Genomic DNA, 15,450 nt, shown 5'->3' on the forward strand with positions numbered 1-15,450 from the left:
GTCACCACCGGTATTGTACGCCGATGCTGACGAAGCTCAGCGCATCGTCGGCGCCGGTCTCGCGCAGGAAGCTGCCTGGCTGTCCGTAGGCGAGAACCGCCGTCGACGACCAGCCCGGGGCCAGCGTCCAGGTGGCGCCGAGCGAGGCGATGGTCGCCACGTAGCGCGCACGGCTATCGCCGGCCGGCCCGATCAGCATGCCATTGGGAGCATACACGCCGTCGCGGGTGCTGTGGCGCCAGAAGAAGTCGAGGCTGGCGTTCAGCTGGACCCGTGGCGCCAGTTGCACCGTCAGCGCCGGATGGATGTTGAAGAAGTTGCGCGGGCCGAGCGTCGCTTCGTCGCCAAAATAATTACCGCGCGGGTAAATGGGATTGAGGGTGCCGAGGCGGTTGTCGTCGGGGTCCTTGTCGCCGCTGGCGACGGCGAGGAGCAGCGCCAGCCGCGGCCGGCCGGCCACGCCATCGAAGGTGTAACCGGTGTCGGTGGCGAGCGACCAGGCGCGGATATCGGCATCGCCGAAGTGCCCGCCCTGCAATGCGGACTCCCAATTCCAGTCCCAGGCTTCGCGGCCGCCGAACAGGCGGGCGCCGACCGTCCAGCGGCGTTCGTGCGCCTGGCCCTGGACGTAACGGGCAGCGGTGTCTTCATAATGCAGGGCGTAGAGGTCCCAGGAAGTGAGGCCGCCGGTGCGGGTCGCGTACACGCCGCGCAGCTTCTGCGTCGGCGAGCGCGTGTCATCGAAACCGCCCGGAAGGTTCTGGCGCGGCGCCGCGGCGAAGGCATCCACACGCCAGGCGCCGCCCGCCGCATAGGCGCGGACGGCTTCGAAGCTGCGCCGCACATTGGGCCCCTCGCGCGCATCGATGACGCGCCCCGTGCCGAACTGCAGCTCCTGGATGCCGGCCCGGATGCCGACGCGGCCTGCGCCTTCCCCGCTTGACTGCCATTCGACGAACAGGTTGGTCGGGTCGAGCCGGTTCTCGTCCACCGGGGACGGGCCTGCGGCGCGGCCGTTGGTGGTCGAGCTAGCCAGCTGGGCGAAGCCGCGCCAGTGTTCTCCCAGGCGCAGGTCGGCGAAGACGGAACTGCGATGCATCAGCACACCCCAGCGGTCCTGGGCTTGCAGCCCGTAGCGCGGATTGCCGGTGTGCTCGTAGCGCAGGCGCAGGTCGCCGCCCATCGTCAAACGCACGTGATCGGCGAGCGGACGGTCCTTCCAGCATGCGGCGCGGCTGCCGTCCTCGGCGCATCCCTGGCGCTGGGCCCTGACATCGTCGTCGAAGCGCAATGGCCGGAACTGCGCCAGCGCGGCGTCGGCCGCCAGCAGCAAGGGGAGGCCGAGCCACGCCGCGCGCAGGTTCACCTCACCGAGCCTGGTAATAGCCGCCGAAGTGCTTGATCGGCGACCACGCGGGCAGGATCTCGGGCAATGCCGGCGACAGCGCCTGATAATCCTGGGCGCCGTACACCACACGGCCATCCATGATGGTCAGGACCGAGGAGACCGACTTGATCTGGGATTCCGGCACCGTGAAATAGTCCTTGTCCAGCAGCGCGAAGTCGGCGAGATAGCCGGGCGCAATCATGCCCATTTCGGATTCGGTGCTGGTGAACCACGCCGCCTTGCGGGTGAACAGTCCCAGCGCTTCGGCGCGCGTCAGGCGATTGTCCTTGGCAAGGATTTCAGCGCCGGAGATGGACTTGCCCGACACCATCCAGCTGATGCCGATCCACGGATTGAACGAGGCTGCACGGAAGGCGTCGGTGGTCATGGCCAGCGGCACGCCGCTGTCGACGAGGTGGCGCAGGCGCGGCGTCTGCAAGGCCTTGTCGCGGCCATGGGTCTTGACGAAGCTGTCGCCATGCATGGCCATCTTGGTGTCCAGCGCGATGCCGCCGCCCAGCGCCTTCACCCTGGCGATGTTCGCCGGGCTGATCGTCTCGGCGTGCTCCAGACTCCAGCGCAGGCCGTCGAGCGGCGTCTTTTTGTTGAGCTCTTCGAGCGCATCGAGGAAGGGCGTGATGTTCTCGTCGTAGGTGATGTGCTCGCGGAAGGGAATACGGCGCTGGACCAGCTTGGAAATATCACGCTCCACCAGCTGGCGCATCTTGGCCGGCTCGATGACGAGCGTCGGACGGTCGAAGTTCTCGTGATCGTGCACCTCGACCGACAGCAGCTCGCCGGCGCCCTGGTAGGAGAAACCGTGGTCCAGGTGCGGGTGCAGGTTATGCCCGGGACCGATCGGCGCCGTCTTCGTGATCGCCGTGATCTGCGCGTCCACCACATTGAAGTCGGCGCCTTCGCCGAACTGGATGTCCATGAAGGGCATGCGGATGTTGAGGCGGTTGTCGCGGGCCAGAGCGTCCACGGTGGGCACGGCCTTGGGATAGCCGCGGAAACCCGTCCCGGCATCGACGATCGAGGTGATCCCGACGCGGTTGAGGGTATTGACGATCTGGACCAGCGAGCTGACTTCTTCCTCGCGGGAAAGCTGCGGGACCATGGTTTCCATGGCGATGAAGGTAAACGTGTAGCCCTCGACCACGCCGGTGTAGCGGCCTTGCGTATCCCGCTCCAGCACGGTGCCTGGCAGATTGGGGAACTTGTCGGTGCCCACGCCGAAAGCATCCATCGCCTGCTGGTTCATGAAGGCGCGGTTGTAGGCATACTGCACGATCAGCGGGCGATTGGGGACGGCCTTGCTCAGTTCGTCCATGGTAGGGTAGCGGTTCTCCTTGAACTGGTAGGGCGACCAGCCGCCAACCACCTTCACCCACTGACCTTCCGGCGTGCGCTTGGCTTGCTCGCCGAGCATTGCCAGGGCCTCGCGCAAGGTCGGCACGCCGTCCCAGCGCAAGGTGTAGTTGTATCCGAGTTCATTAAGGACGTGGGTATGGGCGTCGATGATGCCCGGGATGAGGCGGCGGCCGCGCGAATCGATGATCTTCGTGTTGGCGTTCTTCAGGCCCAGCACTTCGGCATCGGTGCCGACCGAATAGATGCGGCCATTCTTGACGGCCACGGCGGAAGCTTCGGGTTGGGCCGGATTGCCGGTGTGAATCTTGGCGTTGTGGACGATCAGGTCGGCGCCTGACGTTTCTTGTTTGACTTGGGCGTAAGCATTAGCCAGGCCGGCCGCCAGCATGCATCCGATCAGGATTATTCGTGTCACTGTCATTCCCCAGTTGTGGATTTATAAGAACACCACGCTGCGCGGGTCCGGTCGGCAAACCGGACTGGGCAGCGGTTGATGGGGAAGAGGTTACCTATACGGTCCAGCACAGTCACTGACCGTTCCTGCTGGAGATAGCACGATTCTGCTCTTGCGTGCGGGAGCTCAGGCGACGCGCCTGAGCACGCGTGCGAATTCCGTCCTCTCGACGTTGTCCACGCCGTTCTCGTGGAAACGCACGATGTGCGGGCCGTGCTCATGATGCCGGTCGCGCGCCTCGGTGGATGCCCACTCTTCCACGAACACGAAGTGCCCTGGCGTGTCCTTGTCTTCGAACAGGTCGTAACGCAGGTTGTCGTCCTCCTTGCGCGAAGGTTCGACCAGGCTGGCCAGGTCGCGGCGCAGCGCGTCTTCCTTGCCGTATTTCGCCGTGATTCCGACGACGATGAATAATTCGCTCATTCGCTTCACTCCTTGATGTTCGATCACGGGGCGGCCTCGCGTACGGCCGCCATCGGACTGGCGGCTTACTTTTTGGCCGCGTCGTGCATCGCCTTTTCGGCGTTGAAGCCGTCGTGGTTCTCGAACACGCCCATGAAGCCCGGCACCGTCGCAGCGCGCGACCAGTCGCGCTGGAGCTCGCAGTACATCTGGACCCGGCTGATGAGCTTCACGCCGGCCTGCTCCATGCGGCGCAAGGCCGCCTCGTGCGCACCGAGCGAGGTGCCGCCCACCGCATCGACTGGCACGTAGACTTCGTAGCCTTCCTGAATCGCGTCGAGCGCCGGGAAGGTCAGGCAGGCCTCGGTCCAGAGCGCGGTCATGATCAGCTTCTTGCGGCCGAGCGCCTTGACCGCCTCCTTGAACTCGATATCTTCCCAGCTGTTGATGGAGGTACGGTCGTAGGTCGGCAGGTGGCCAAGCACCTCCTGCAGCTCGGCGATCGGCGGCTTGTTGCGGCCGGTTGCGACATTGACGGTCGAGTGGATGATGGGCAGCTCGTAGTTCAACGCCGCCTTGGCAGTGCTCACGATATTGAACACCAACTCGTCGCGCGGCATCGAGCGGATCGACGAGACCTGGACCGGCTGGTAGTCGATGATGATCAGCGCCGCATTCTGGGGCGTCAGGAGGTGATCGGTATGTGGATTGCGGATTTTTTCGGTGGTCATGGTCTTGGCGCTCCTTGTAGTAACGGGGTGGATCTGCGGGACAGGCCGCACGAACACGGCATTGCGTGATTGGCCATTGTGCGGTTCATCACCACGTTGCGGTAGCGCTATCCGAGGCGAAGGTGCGTAGCCCGACATGCAACCCGATCGCGAACGTTCGGATCTTCGCAACACAGTTTGGCCAGTCCCGTGGCTAGGTGCGCATGTTGCAGAACGCTAGGATGCTCCGTGGCCGTATGAATCGATGATGCATGGGCCCGCAGTCCGACAAACGCGATATGGGAGCTGAAGAATGATTGATTTAAAAGGGAAGCGTGCACTGGTAACCGGAGCCTCGCGCGGAATCGGCGCGGCAATCGCATTGGCGCTGGCCGAAAATGGCGCCGACGTCGCGTTCACCTACCGCCACGCAGCCGACAAGGCGAACGCGATGAGCGCCGCCATCGAAGGCCTGGGCCGCCGCGCCTTCGCCATCCAGGCTGACAGTGCCGATCCTGAAGCGATTGCGCGCTCCGTCGACCTGGCCGTTGGCGCACTCGGTGGACTGGATATCCTCGTCAACAGCGCAGGCGTTGGCCTCAATGGAATGATCGCGGACCTCGACATCGATGCCTACCAGGCGATGATGGATGTGAACGTACGCGGTCCGCTCGTATATGCCAAGGCCGTCATCCCGCATCTGGGCGCGGGCGGCCGCATCGTCTCCATCGGTTCGGGGCTGGCGGAACGGGTGCCGTTTCCGGGCGTGACCGCGTATGCGATGTCCAAGTCGGCCTTGGTCTCGTTCACCCGCGGACTCGCGCGTGAACTCGGTCCGCAGGGAATCACCGTCAATCTCGTGCAGCCCGGCTCTACCGACACCGATGCGAATCCCGCCGACGGCCCGGCCGCCGATTTCCAACGCGGCATGACAGCCCTGGGACGTTTTGGCGAGCCGAAGGAAGTCGCGAACGCGGTAGTGTTCCTGGCCAGTCCGGCAGCCAGCGTGATCACCGGAGCGATCCTCACCGCCGATGGGGGCGCGATCGCCTGAACGGAAAGCGCGTTTGATCATCTAGAAGACTTTCGCGCTCGGCAGCAGGAAAAATTAACCAAATGGTTAAACCGATTTGGGGCAGTGCGATGCTGCGGCGCAGCATATTTTTACGTTGCGAGGATATCTTCACCGCAAAAAATGGCATGCTGCATCACACAAAAGCAATGTTGGCACGACGTTTGCAATAGAGACCTGGGCGATACCCAACTTTAATCTGCAACGAAAGAACCAACATGAACACATTACTCGTGACTGCCAGCACAGGCCCTGCGCGGAGCGCATTCCCAGCGAACGTGGCGTCGATCGGCGCCGGCCTGATTGCCATCGGTGTCCTGCTCGTCCCACCTGCCGCGTTCGCCCAGGAACAGCGAGTGGCGCTCGATGTCGTCAAGGAGTTTCTTGAAAATACCGCACCTGACAAGGTCGGCGCCGCAGCCAGGCGCCTGGTCGCCCCCGACGCAACCTATGTCTCGCTGAACTTCGACAACCCGGAGCTGAAGAAGATCGAGCCCTGGGCGGGAACGTCGAAAGGTCCGGAAGGATTCAGCGACACCTTCAGCCGCGTGGCCAAATACTGGAAAATCGAGGACTTCAAGGTCACCGACATGTTTGGTAGCGGCGAGAGCGTCGCCGTGTTCGGGACGTTCACCTACCGTTCGGTGGCGGTCGGCACGACGTTCCGTTCACCATTCTCGATCCTCGCGAAAGTCAGGAACGGTCAAATCCAGTATTTCCAGTTCATGGAAGACACTTATGCGTCCGCAGCGTCGTTCCGGCAAAGCGGCAGCTGGATCGTCAAGACCGATCCGGACGCGCCGGCATTTGAAGTTGGCAAGGGCAAGTGAGCAGCATGCTGATCCTCAATGGTGGGCAAGGCGGCGTGGACGAGACGGGAGCATGAAAGTGGACATCGACGTACTGCAGACCTTCGTCGAAGTTGCCGGCGCAGGCGGTATATCGCCGGCGGCATCGCGGCTCAGCCTGTCAAAATCGGTCGTGAGCCGCCGCCTCGCCCGTCTTGAAGACGAGCTGGGGCTGCAACTGCTGTCGCGTACGACCCGTGGCGCGGCGCTGACGGAAGCAGGCGCGACCTTCATGCACTATGCGTCCCGGGCCTGTGCCGAGATCGATCTGGCCCGGGAAGCGATTCATCCGGCGGGCGAGCTGTGCGGACGCTTGCGTATTGCCGCGCCGCTGTCCCTGGGCTCGACACATTTCGCGCCGGTAATCGCCGACATGGCGCGGCGCCATCCACTGCTCAACATCCACACCTGCTACAGCGACCAGGTCGTCGATCTCATCGGGGAGGGCTACGATTGCGCGATCCGGCTCGGCTACCTGCAAGACTCGAACCTGGTCGCGCGACGCATCGGCCCGATCTACAGGACGCTGGTGGCCAGCCCGGCCTACGTCGAGAAGGCTGGCTCCCCCGAGACACTGGAAGAACTCCACCACCACCAGGCCCTCATGCAGGGAACGGAAGCCTGGCATCTCAGAGATGGAGACACCGACGTCACGGTGCGCCCGCAAGGACGCTTCAAAGCCGACAATTGCTTCGCCCTGCTTGCTGCCACGCTGGCCGGACTGGGCATCGCCTGCCTTCCCACAGGGCTCGTGCGCGACCATCTGGATGCGGGGGCGCTGGTACCGGTCCTGCGTCGGCATCCCTTGCCGCCAGCCGGCGCCTATGTCGTGCGCCCGCCTGGCCAGCGCACGACCCAGAAGGTTCGCATCCTGACCGACCTCCTCACCGAATATTTCGACAAGGCGCCACCCGTTTGAAACGCTTGCCGGTCCGGTGAACTCACATTTGTACGGGATCTTCGGCGCTGTCGATTCTGGAACGCTTTAGCCGGTAACTGAGCTGCGGCCTGGTGATGCCCAGCATCCGCGCGGCGCCGGACAGGTTGCCCTTGCAGCGTACGACCGCTTCGCGCAACACCATATCCTCTATGTCTTCAAGCGACATTTGACTCTGGAGAATCTGGTCACACAGATTGCTTTTACGTTCTTGCTCAGGGTTTTCAAGTGCCCCGGCTTTGTCGACTGCAACCCGCCCCATGTCCGGAAGCACGAAGTTTGGAAACAGGTCGCGGCTCTCGATCCAATCGCCCTGCGCCGCCAGGATGACCCCGCGTTCGATCATGTTCCCAAGTTCTCGCACATTGCCAGGCCAGCTGTATGCGACCAGTGCCTGCATTGCCTGGTCGGTCACGCCTGCAACGCGCTTTTCGTGCAGCGCGCAGAACTTGTCGACCATCATAGAAACCATCGACGGAATATCGCTGCGGCGGTCTCGCAATGGGGGGATGAGGATGGGGTAGACGCTCAAGCGATAGTACAAATCAGCGCGGAAGCGTCCAGCCTTGACAGCCTCCGGCAGGTCGACGTTGGTGGCCGCGACGATACGCACATCCACCTTGCGCGGGCGTTCGTCGCCGAGCCGCTCGATTTCACCTTCCTGCAGCGCGCGCAGCAATTTCGCCTGCGAGGCAAGTGGCAGCTCGCCGAGTTCGTCGAGGAAGAGCGTCCCTCCGTCGGCACGTTCGAACTTGCCCGCGCGTGAGCTGGTGGCGCCCGTAAAAGCGCCCCTCTCGACGCCGAACAGCTCCGCCTCGATCAGGTCGTGCGGAAGCGCGGCGCAATTGATCGTCACGAAAGCCTTGTCTGCACGCCGGCTCCGGTGATGGATGGCGCGCGCGAAGCGTTCCTTGCCGACACCGGTTTCACCTGACAACAGTACCGTTACATTGGTCTCGGCAGCTTTCTCGACAAGGCGATAGGCCTGCCTGAAGCTTGGCGATTCGCCGACCATGTCCTCGAGGCTGCGATATGTCTTCAAGCTACTGCGCAGCATGTCGACCTGGGATGAAAGCTCGAGCAGCTGAGACACGATGGACTCAGGCTCGAAGTAAGGCGTGAAGTCTTGCGCGTCAGGCCATTCCTCCACAGGCTTGCCCACGATCCTGCATTCGTCGTCCGAACAGCCTATGCACTTGGTTTCCTTGAACAGGATAAAGCGTCCCATGAAGGCAGACGTATAGCCGGAGGCGTAACCGATCAGGCTCCAGCATACGGCGTCCTGTTGCGGACCGAAGGAATTGACGTGGGCATCTGCCTCCCACGAGTTACGCCAGATGAACTCTCCATGGAATTCGCCTTTGTCGACGTCCATATGGCCGAGCACGGGAATGACCTGTACGCCGCCCTCGAGCATGTGCATCTGCGGCCCCGTTGCAAACGCTTCTTCGATCGTCAGGTTGCCACGAATCTTGCGCGCCAGTTCAGCATCGCGCGTGCCCGACGCAAATCCCATGCGGGTGAACATGCGCCGTGTGAATTCCTTGCCGACCGAATTCATCATTTCTTCGCGCAAGCCGCCCAAGGAAGCCGCATGGAGCAACAGCATACGGCTTTCAGACAGCCAGATCGAGCCGTCGTCTGGTGAAAAGCGGATGAGCCGTCGCAGATCCAGGTCTTCGGGAAATTCGATCATTTCACTGCTGCTCCCCATTCGATGGATTGAAATGAGAGAAGGTTACCTATACGGTCCGGCACGGTCATTGATCATTCGTGCTGTTTTCAGCACGATCCGATCATGGCGTCGCGGTCGCGATATGCGACAGCACCGTATCGGCGATATCCAGCATCGCGCGCAGGCGGTCCATATGCCGCAAGTCGTGGTGGTAGCCCACCCAGATATCCCGGCTCGGGGGGTGATCCGGCAGGTCGATGCGCTGCAATCCAGATAGGGCATCGCCAAGCGGCCTTGGCAGCACTGCAATGCCCATGCCGCGCAGGCACATCTGCGCCTGGACGGCACGGCTCGTGCTCGTGAAGACCCTCCGCGACGAAGGAAACCTGTCGAGCAGCCAGGCGACATCGGGAAAATGGGACTGCGCCGTATTCATCAGAATCAGCCCCACCGAAGCCGGATCGGCCTGCAGTGCAGATGCGGTATCTGCCGAGCCATACAGGCCATATGGAATGCTCATCAGGCGGCGCTGGACGATGTCCGGTTCGCTGAAAGGGACGAGACGAAACGCCACATCGGCCTCGCGCCGCGACAGATCGAGCAAGCGGTAGCTGGCGATGACTTCCGGCACGACGGCCGGATGGCGGCGCGTCAATTCGGCCAGGACTGGCGTCAGGACATAGCCTGCAAACCACTCTGCTGAAGATATCCGCAAAATGCCTTCGAGTCGTTCGTGATTGCCCGCCAAACGTCTTTCCATGGCCATCGCGGAATTTTCCATGGATTCCGCCAGCGCCAGCACGCCATCCCCGGCGTCAGTGAGGACCAGTCCATCCCTGGTGCGGCGAAACAGCGCCTGCTCCGCCTCGTCCTCCAACGCCTTGATCCGGCGACCGACGGTCGGATGGCTCACACCCAGCGTCCTGGCGGCTGCGCCGAACGATCCGCTGCGCACGACTGCCAGGAAGATGCGGACGTCATTCCACTCCATGTCGTCGATACCCGTTCAAAAATGTACTTGGAATATACATGGATGGCAGTTCTCAAACAATATTGTAGAGGTCACCATGGCGCTTCAACCGTGCCTGCCCATTCCGGGCTGGCCTCATCCGGGATCGCAAGACATGAACAAGTTATCAGGCAAGGTCGCCATCGTGACGGGCGCGTCGAAAGGGATCGGCGCGGGCATCGCCCGCCGGCTCGCGGCCGATGGCGCGAAGGTCGTGGTCAATTACGCCTCGAGCAGGAGTGGTGCGGACAAGGTGGTCGCCGACATCGAAGCTGCTGGCGGGATTGCTGTGGCGGTGGGCGCGGACGTTACCAAAAAGACGGAGGTCGAGGCTCTGGTCAATGCGGCGATCGAGCATTTCGGGCGCCTGGACATCGTGGTGAACAACTCCGGCGTCTACCAGTTCGCCGGGATCGAAGAGACTACCGAAGAACTTTATCGCAAGCAGTTCGACATCAACGTGCTCGGCCCGCTGCTGGTCAGCACCGCCGCCGCGCCGCATCTTGGAGAGGGCGGCAGCATCATCAACATCAGTTCCAACGTCACGAGCGTTCTCCCGGCCGAGAGCGCCATCTACAGTGGCACGAAGGGCGCGATCGACACCATCACCGGTGTGCTCGCGCGCGAACTCGGCCCGCGCGGCATCCGGGTCAATGCCGTCAATCCCGGCCTGGTCGACACCGAAGGCACCCACACCGCAGGGGCGATCGGATCCGACTTCCAGGCCTGGAACGAGGAACGGACACCGCTCGGCCGCGTCGGCCAGGTGCAGGACATCGCGCCGATCGTTGCCTTTCTCGCGTCGAGCGATGACGGTTGGGTGACGGGCGAGATCATCCATCGGGTGCCGCCACCTGTTCTCACTAACCTCCGCCACTCTCCGATTTAGCTGATAGCCCATCAACCCTTCAGCTTCTCAAGTTGATCCACACTGGGTGTATGAAAATCAGTCCGCGTGCCAAATGACGTCAAGATACCGGCATCCATCGCGAAGGCCGTGGTGTGATACAGGCGCCCTCCGAATCCACCGCTAGAGACGCTGATATCTTGGCCTGCATACACGTTCTTCTCGCCGGCCAGCACCCATACGGGTTCGAGACCAGCGCTAGCAAGCTTGTTAAGGAAGTAGTCGCTGGACACGACGCCGGCTCCTGAACCGCGCGAACGCAGTGAGGGGTCTTGCCAACGAAGGGTGCCGCCGGCGTCGACGTACTCAGGAGCCTTGCCGCTGCGCAGGTGTAGGTCCAGAACATTCATGACGCCTGATGAGGGCAGGTAGAGCGAGAACCCATCGTCGATCGAGTTGTCCTTGCTATTGCCTTCAGCGTTCAGTGATTCCACGATGCCGGCGTACGGTGTTTTGATGCCGGCCCTGATGTTCTGTTCCAGTCTGATTTTCTGGGTGTCGCGCCACCCATGCTCGCCCAGGAAAGAGGCCAGGGAACCTCTTTCCCACAGACGAGACACGTCGCCGCGGTGCCTGCCGAGCAGCTCGTTGGCCAGCTGGGGGCCGTTGCCTAATGCCGTGACCAGGCAACTGATGCGCGACCAGGCCTCAGCGTGCGTGCGCCGGCCCTGACCCGGCACGGTCCAGCGACGAAAACCATAGACCGTCAGCCACCGTTCGCCATCGGGGTTGATCACCTCGATTTGACCGACTTCGTTGCACAGGTCGCTCTCGACGTGCACCCACGCCAGGAGCAGGTCGGTATCGCCCGACGGCAGTCGGGGTGCAGATGGAGTCCACCATGTGACCGGTGCAGATTCCCAACCTGTTTCGAGGGTGCTTCGAATGAGCAACGACGGGTCCAAGTCGCTCTTCATGTCACGGCCTCGAGGACCTGGCTCGAATGCCCTGAGCTTGCCTTCGTCCTCCCAAGAGCACATCGCAAGATTGTCAGTCATCCGGGCTGCTGCCTCTGCGAGCGCGATGTACTGGTACTTCTTTCCGACGCGCTCCACTCGATGCTTGCCCATACGGTCGTGGCTGATATTTCCGCCCCTCTCGAACTGCTCGAAGAGCTCCTCGGTCCACCCGAGCTGATGTGCTCGCTCGCAAATCCATCGCCGGACTGGACCATGATCAGGCTCTGACGGGCGCCTGTTATCGTCGTCCATACGCGTTGATTCAAGGAGGAAGTGCTCGGCGAATTCGGCGTATTCGATGTGCAACGCCTCCGACAGCGTCTCCTTGAAGGCCTCATTGGCTCTCCTGACCTCAGCCAATAAGTACACGGACTCCTGCCTGCTCTCTGTGCTGAAGGAGAGGTGCATGGACCGCAGCCGGTAGTCGACCGTCAGCCGTCGCAGTGCAAGGTAGGTATCCTGCTGCTCGGTGGTCGCATTGTCCATGAGCGCGCCCTGCCAGTCTTCGAAGAGTTCCTTGGTCGTGCTGCCAGCATGAGTGCGCGGCACGTCCATGATGTCGTGCAGCCAGTGGTTCAAGGTGTAGTGGCCGAAGTCACCGTGTTGATCCGTGGAAGAGCAAATCGAATCGCCGTAACCACGGCCTCGGTATTTCTTGAGGTCCTCTTCCGTCACAGTTTCCAGCGGCCACGCTGACTTGAACTTTGCCCCGCATGCATCGAGGTTGATCTGCGCGGACAGCTCTCCTGCAGCCTGGGCGTAGAGCAGAACGCCAAAGGCATAGTCGCGAGCCATAAGGTTAAGCGGCGGCTGCGTACCTTCAGCAAAGTAGTTTTTCCAGACAGATGCGGCGAGCACACTGCAACGTGCTCGGTCCATGCCTTGCATTGCCGCACCGTAGCAGGCTGCGAGAAGGCGTTCTGTGATGTATGGGTCGTCGACGGCGGCAAATTGGTCGACGAGCGCAGCAGCGTGGCTGAGATTGAAGGACAGGAGGTTCACGAGGGCTTTGGTGGCACGGTCGCGCACGGCCCGGTTACTGGTGGACAAGAACCAGGTCAGCGTGATAGTCGCTAGCCAGAGACGTTGTTCGTCGACTTCGTTGGCATCGGCCTCCCAAGCCCAGTCGATGAGCGAGGCAACGGCGCCGCCCTCGTCCAAGTCATCCACGGCCAGGAACACCGACCAAGCAGCGTCTCTCTGCGGCATAGGACCTGACCACAGGTTTTTGTGTAGCCAGTTGGCATTGAACAGGTTCTCCGGCTCGGTGCTTACGAGCAACATCAAGCCGTAGGCCGAGCGGCCAGTGGCCTCGCAGAGCTTGTCTACCCATCCAACCGTCCGGCTTGTGAACGCCGTCGGCCGCCGCCATGCCAGCGAACTCTCAAAGGAGTCGCAGAGAGACGGGTCGTCGATGGCCTCCTCGGACAAGACATCGAAGATTTCGAGGTTGAACTCCTCCGGTAGTTGCACTGCCAAGGCTTCGATGACCCCAGCAAATCGCCAACTTTCGTCCGGCTCGAAATACGCAGCCAGCGGCGCGCACCGGAACGAGCCAACTACGTCTGTGCGGTTAATTTGGCTGATTAGCCGTTTGGCACGTAGGTGGTCCGACAGTTGTTCGAACGTGAATCGGATGATTTCTTTTTGGGTGCCGCCTGACTGCCACTCGACGTCCTGCGTGATCACGCCTTCAGACATGAAGGCTGAAAAGAGGCTGCGCTCCGTATAGCCGCCTGAGCTGTGAACGCCTTCCAGCAGCTTGATGGTGTCTTCCATGGACAGGCTTCCGCCGTCGCTCTGGATGGCGCACGCTTCCAGAAACTGCTCCAACGCCTTGCGAGGAATTGACAGCTCGGGAATGAGTTTCAGCTCCCTCTGGACTTTGTCCGCCACTGCGGTCAGGTAGAAGTCGAAGAGGGCGGTGACGCCGTCCATACCCTTAGGTAGTTGCTTCAGGCCCCCCGCGTCGAGATACTCGCAGCAGGTTCTAAGGAACAGTGGGTTCTCGAACTCCCTGGCCAAGTTCGGAGAGCTGGGCCGCGCGATGCCACGTCGGTCGAGATAGGCCTTTGCTGCGGCGCCGGCGTGGCCTGCGAAACCGGGGTGCACGACGCGCGCGAGCTCCTTAAGCGGGAGGAAGCGGAAGTAGGTGCTGCGAATGGTCAACACCAGTGCCAGCCGAGGGAACTTCTGTACCAGCCTGATGAACCCGGGCAAGCGCGTCTCCCAAAGCGCGATGCCATGCCGCTCGTTGAGGGCATCTATCGCCAGTACTGCCCGGCAGTCAGCGGCCTCAGCCGCAGCATCGAGAGCGCCGAGGAAGTTGTCGTTGGTGACTTGAGCCAAGTCAAGCTGACCACGGATTTGCTCCCAAGGGTCCCCATCGGTGAGGCTTCCGCTGAGGACCAGGATAAAGGGACGAGCTGCATCAAGCTGCTTGTGTCCGAAGTCAGCGACGAGGTGGGATTTGCCGATGCCGCCTGGACCCGAGATGACCAGTTCCCGCTTGTTCATGAGTTGCCAGCGCTCGCTCGCAATCTCATCGCGAACACGGTCGACTGCCGAGTAGAGGTCGAAGAGGTCCTTGCGAGGGAGATAGCGACTCTTCTCGGAAACCTTGTCCTGGACCTCGGTCAGTGCCTCGGAGATGCTGTCGATGGCTGCGACCGCCAAGGTTGCCCATCTCTCCAGCGGCACAGATGCTTCCAACTCTGCGGGAGGTGCACAAAGGCTTTGCAGAAACGATTCGCAGGAGTGTCTCACTTGGTCGGCAACCGACAACAGCTCTTCGCGCAATAAGCTACCAACCGCTCCGTCCATCTTGTAAGTAATCTCGGCAGCCCAGATCGCAGGCATCGCGAGTAGTTCTGGGGCGCGAGCCACCGCTTGCAAGGCCTGATGAATGGGCAGCTCCACGTGACTCTCGGGGCTGTAGCGTTCACCCAGATTGTGGCGCTGTACGTCGAGCTTGTCGCGGAACCAAGCCGAGCTGAACTTGACCGAATCGAACCAGTAACGTGCCCGTCCAGAGTACATTGGGTCGTCGCGCCCAAGGCGCTCGCCAACGCTGGACGCGCTCCAGAGTTCGATTTCGATGGTGCGCCCGCTGGCTGCTGCGTCGTCGACGCTCTTCTTGCGCCACCTCTCGTAGCGCTGAACTTCGCTGGCCTTCTTGCCCGACCGGTTGTCACGCAGGTCGACGGGCAGACACACGACGAATTTCGTCAGCTGAGGATGGGCGCTTAGGGCTCGCTTCAACGAATCGGCCAGGTCACCGACTTGTCCGTCCTCGAAGCCGCTGATGAAGTACTTTGCTTGCCAGCCAACTTCGTGACCGTCCGTATAGGCTCTGTAGCACTCGAGCCCTTGGTCAGCCCCTGGGCCCTTGCGGATAAACCGAGAACCCGCCGCCGGGTCTTCTAGCGCTGCTAGCTGACAGCAGAGTTCTTCGAAGCCGCCGGTCTGAGTTCCTCGATGTTCCCGAATACGTCTAAAGTCCAAGTTCAATGCTAACACTGCCTCCATTTATTTCTAGCCGCTATCCAAACTAAGCTATGCCCCACCGTTCCAGCGATTGCTTACGCTGCAAAGCAGCGACTAGAGTTAACCTACATAATGTCCGCCATTCAGAGGATAACATCTTACTCATCTGGAAAATTCGCGAAATCTCACTGGTCTGAGTGGCGGCGTTACACGAGAGCGAATGACTGCGA

General features: G+C 61.8%; 11 protein-coding genes. 4 read left to right on the forward strand and 7 right to left on the reverse strand.

Annotation, left to right across the window (positions count from 1 at the left end; all coding sequences use genetic code 11):
• Window position 1 precedes the first annotated feature (1 nt).
• The 4 genes from SOM61_RS14130 to SOM61_RS14145 all read right to left on the reverse strand — a co-directional run bounded on the left by SOM61_RS14130 (window position 2) and on the right by SOM61_RS14145 (window position 4,348).
• The gene (locus SOM61_RS14130; RefSeq protein ID WP_320474679.1) at window positions 2-1,366 is read right to left on the reverse strand and encodes an alginate export family protein; all 1,365 of its coding nucleotides are present in this window, start codon (window positions 1,364-1,366) and stop codon (window positions 2-4) included.
• A gap of 1 nt (window position 1,367) precedes the next feature.
• Entirely contained in the window at window positions 1,368-3,176 is a 1,809-nt protein-coding gene (locus SOM61_RS14135) for an amidohydrolase (protein ID WP_320474680.1), read from the reverse strand.
• 165 nt (window positions 3,177-3,341) lie between these two features.
• Window positions 3,342-3,638, reverse strand: coding sequence for a putative quinol monooxygenase (locus SOM61_RS14140; protein WP_320474681.1), 297 nt, complete (start codon window positions 3,636-3,638; stop codon window positions 3,342-3,344).
• Window positions 3,639-3,703: 65 nt separating this feature from the next.
• Entirely contained in the window at window positions 3,704-4,348 is a 645-nt protein-coding gene (locus SOM61_RS14145) for a hydrolase (protein WP_320468492.1), read from the reverse strand.
• A 292-nt stretch (window positions 4,349-4,640) separates the two neighbouring features.
• On the opposite strand from SOM61_RS14145, the gene SOM61_RS14150 reads away from it, so the two are divergent.
• From SOM61_RS14150 to SOM61_RS14160, 3 genes are all read left to right on the forward strand, one after another.
• Complete coding sequence (locus SOM61_RS14150; protein ID WP_320474682.1) at window positions 4,641-5,381, forward strand: SDR family NAD(P)-dependent oxidoreductase; 741 nt, start codon at window positions 4,641-4,643, stop codon at window positions 5,379-5,381.
• 236 nt (window positions 5,382-5,617) lie between these two features.
• A complete protein-coding gene (locus SOM61_RS14155) occupies window positions 5,618-6,229 on the forward strand; it encodes a nuclear transport factor 2 family protein (protein ID WP_320474683.1) in 612 nt (203 codons plus the stop codon).
• A gap of 52 nt (window positions 6,230-6,281) precedes the next feature.
• Window positions 6,282-7,166 (forward strand): LysR family transcriptional regulator, encoded by an 885-nt coding sequence (locus SOM61_RS14160; protein WP_320474684.1) that lies wholly within the window; start codon window positions 6,282-6,284, stop codon window positions 7,164-7,166.
• A gap of 22 nt (window positions 7,167-7,188) precedes the next feature.
• Here SOM61_RS14160 and SOM61_RS14165 read toward each other — a convergent pair whose 3' ends face one another.
• Both SOM61_RS14165 and SOM61_RS14170 read right to left on the reverse strand, forming a co-directional pair.
• Window positions 7,189-8,880, reverse strand: a complete 1,692-nt coding sequence (locus tag SOM61_RS14165; RefSeq protein WP_320474685.1) for a sigma-54-dependent Fis family transcriptional regulator — start codon at window positions 8,878-8,880, stop codon at window positions 7,189-7,191.
• A gap of 100 nt (window positions 8,881-8,980) precedes the next feature.
• Window positions 8,981-9,850 (reverse strand): LysR family transcriptional regulator, encoded by an 870-nt coding sequence (locus SOM61_RS14170; RefSeq protein ID WP_320474686.1) that lies wholly within the window; start codon window positions 9,848-9,850, stop codon window positions 8,981-8,983.
• 133 nt (window positions 9,851-9,983) lie between these two features.
• Between SOM61_RS14170 and SOM61_RS14175 the strand changes: the two genes are divergently transcribed.
• Window positions 9,984-10,757, forward strand: coding sequence for a glucose 1-dehydrogenase (locus tag SOM61_RS14175; protein WP_320474687.1), 774 nt, complete (start codon window positions 9,984-9,986; stop codon window positions 10,755-10,757).
• Between the two features lie 11 nt (window positions 10,758-10,768).
• Here the strand turns inward: SOM61_RS14175 and SOM61_RS14180 are convergent, their stop codons facing one another.
• Window positions 10,769-15,238, reverse strand: a complete 4,470-nt coding sequence (locus SOM61_RS14180) for an NACHT domain-containing protein (protein WP_320474688.1) — start codon at window positions 15,236-15,238, stop codon at window positions 10,769-10,771.
• Between the last annotated feature and the right edge of the window lie 212 nt (window positions 15,239-15,450).

This window comes from Massilia sp. CFBP9012, from assembly GCF_034045115.1.
GTDB lineage: Bacteria > Pseudomonadota > Gammaproteobacteria > Burkholderiales > Burkholderiaceae_D > Telluria.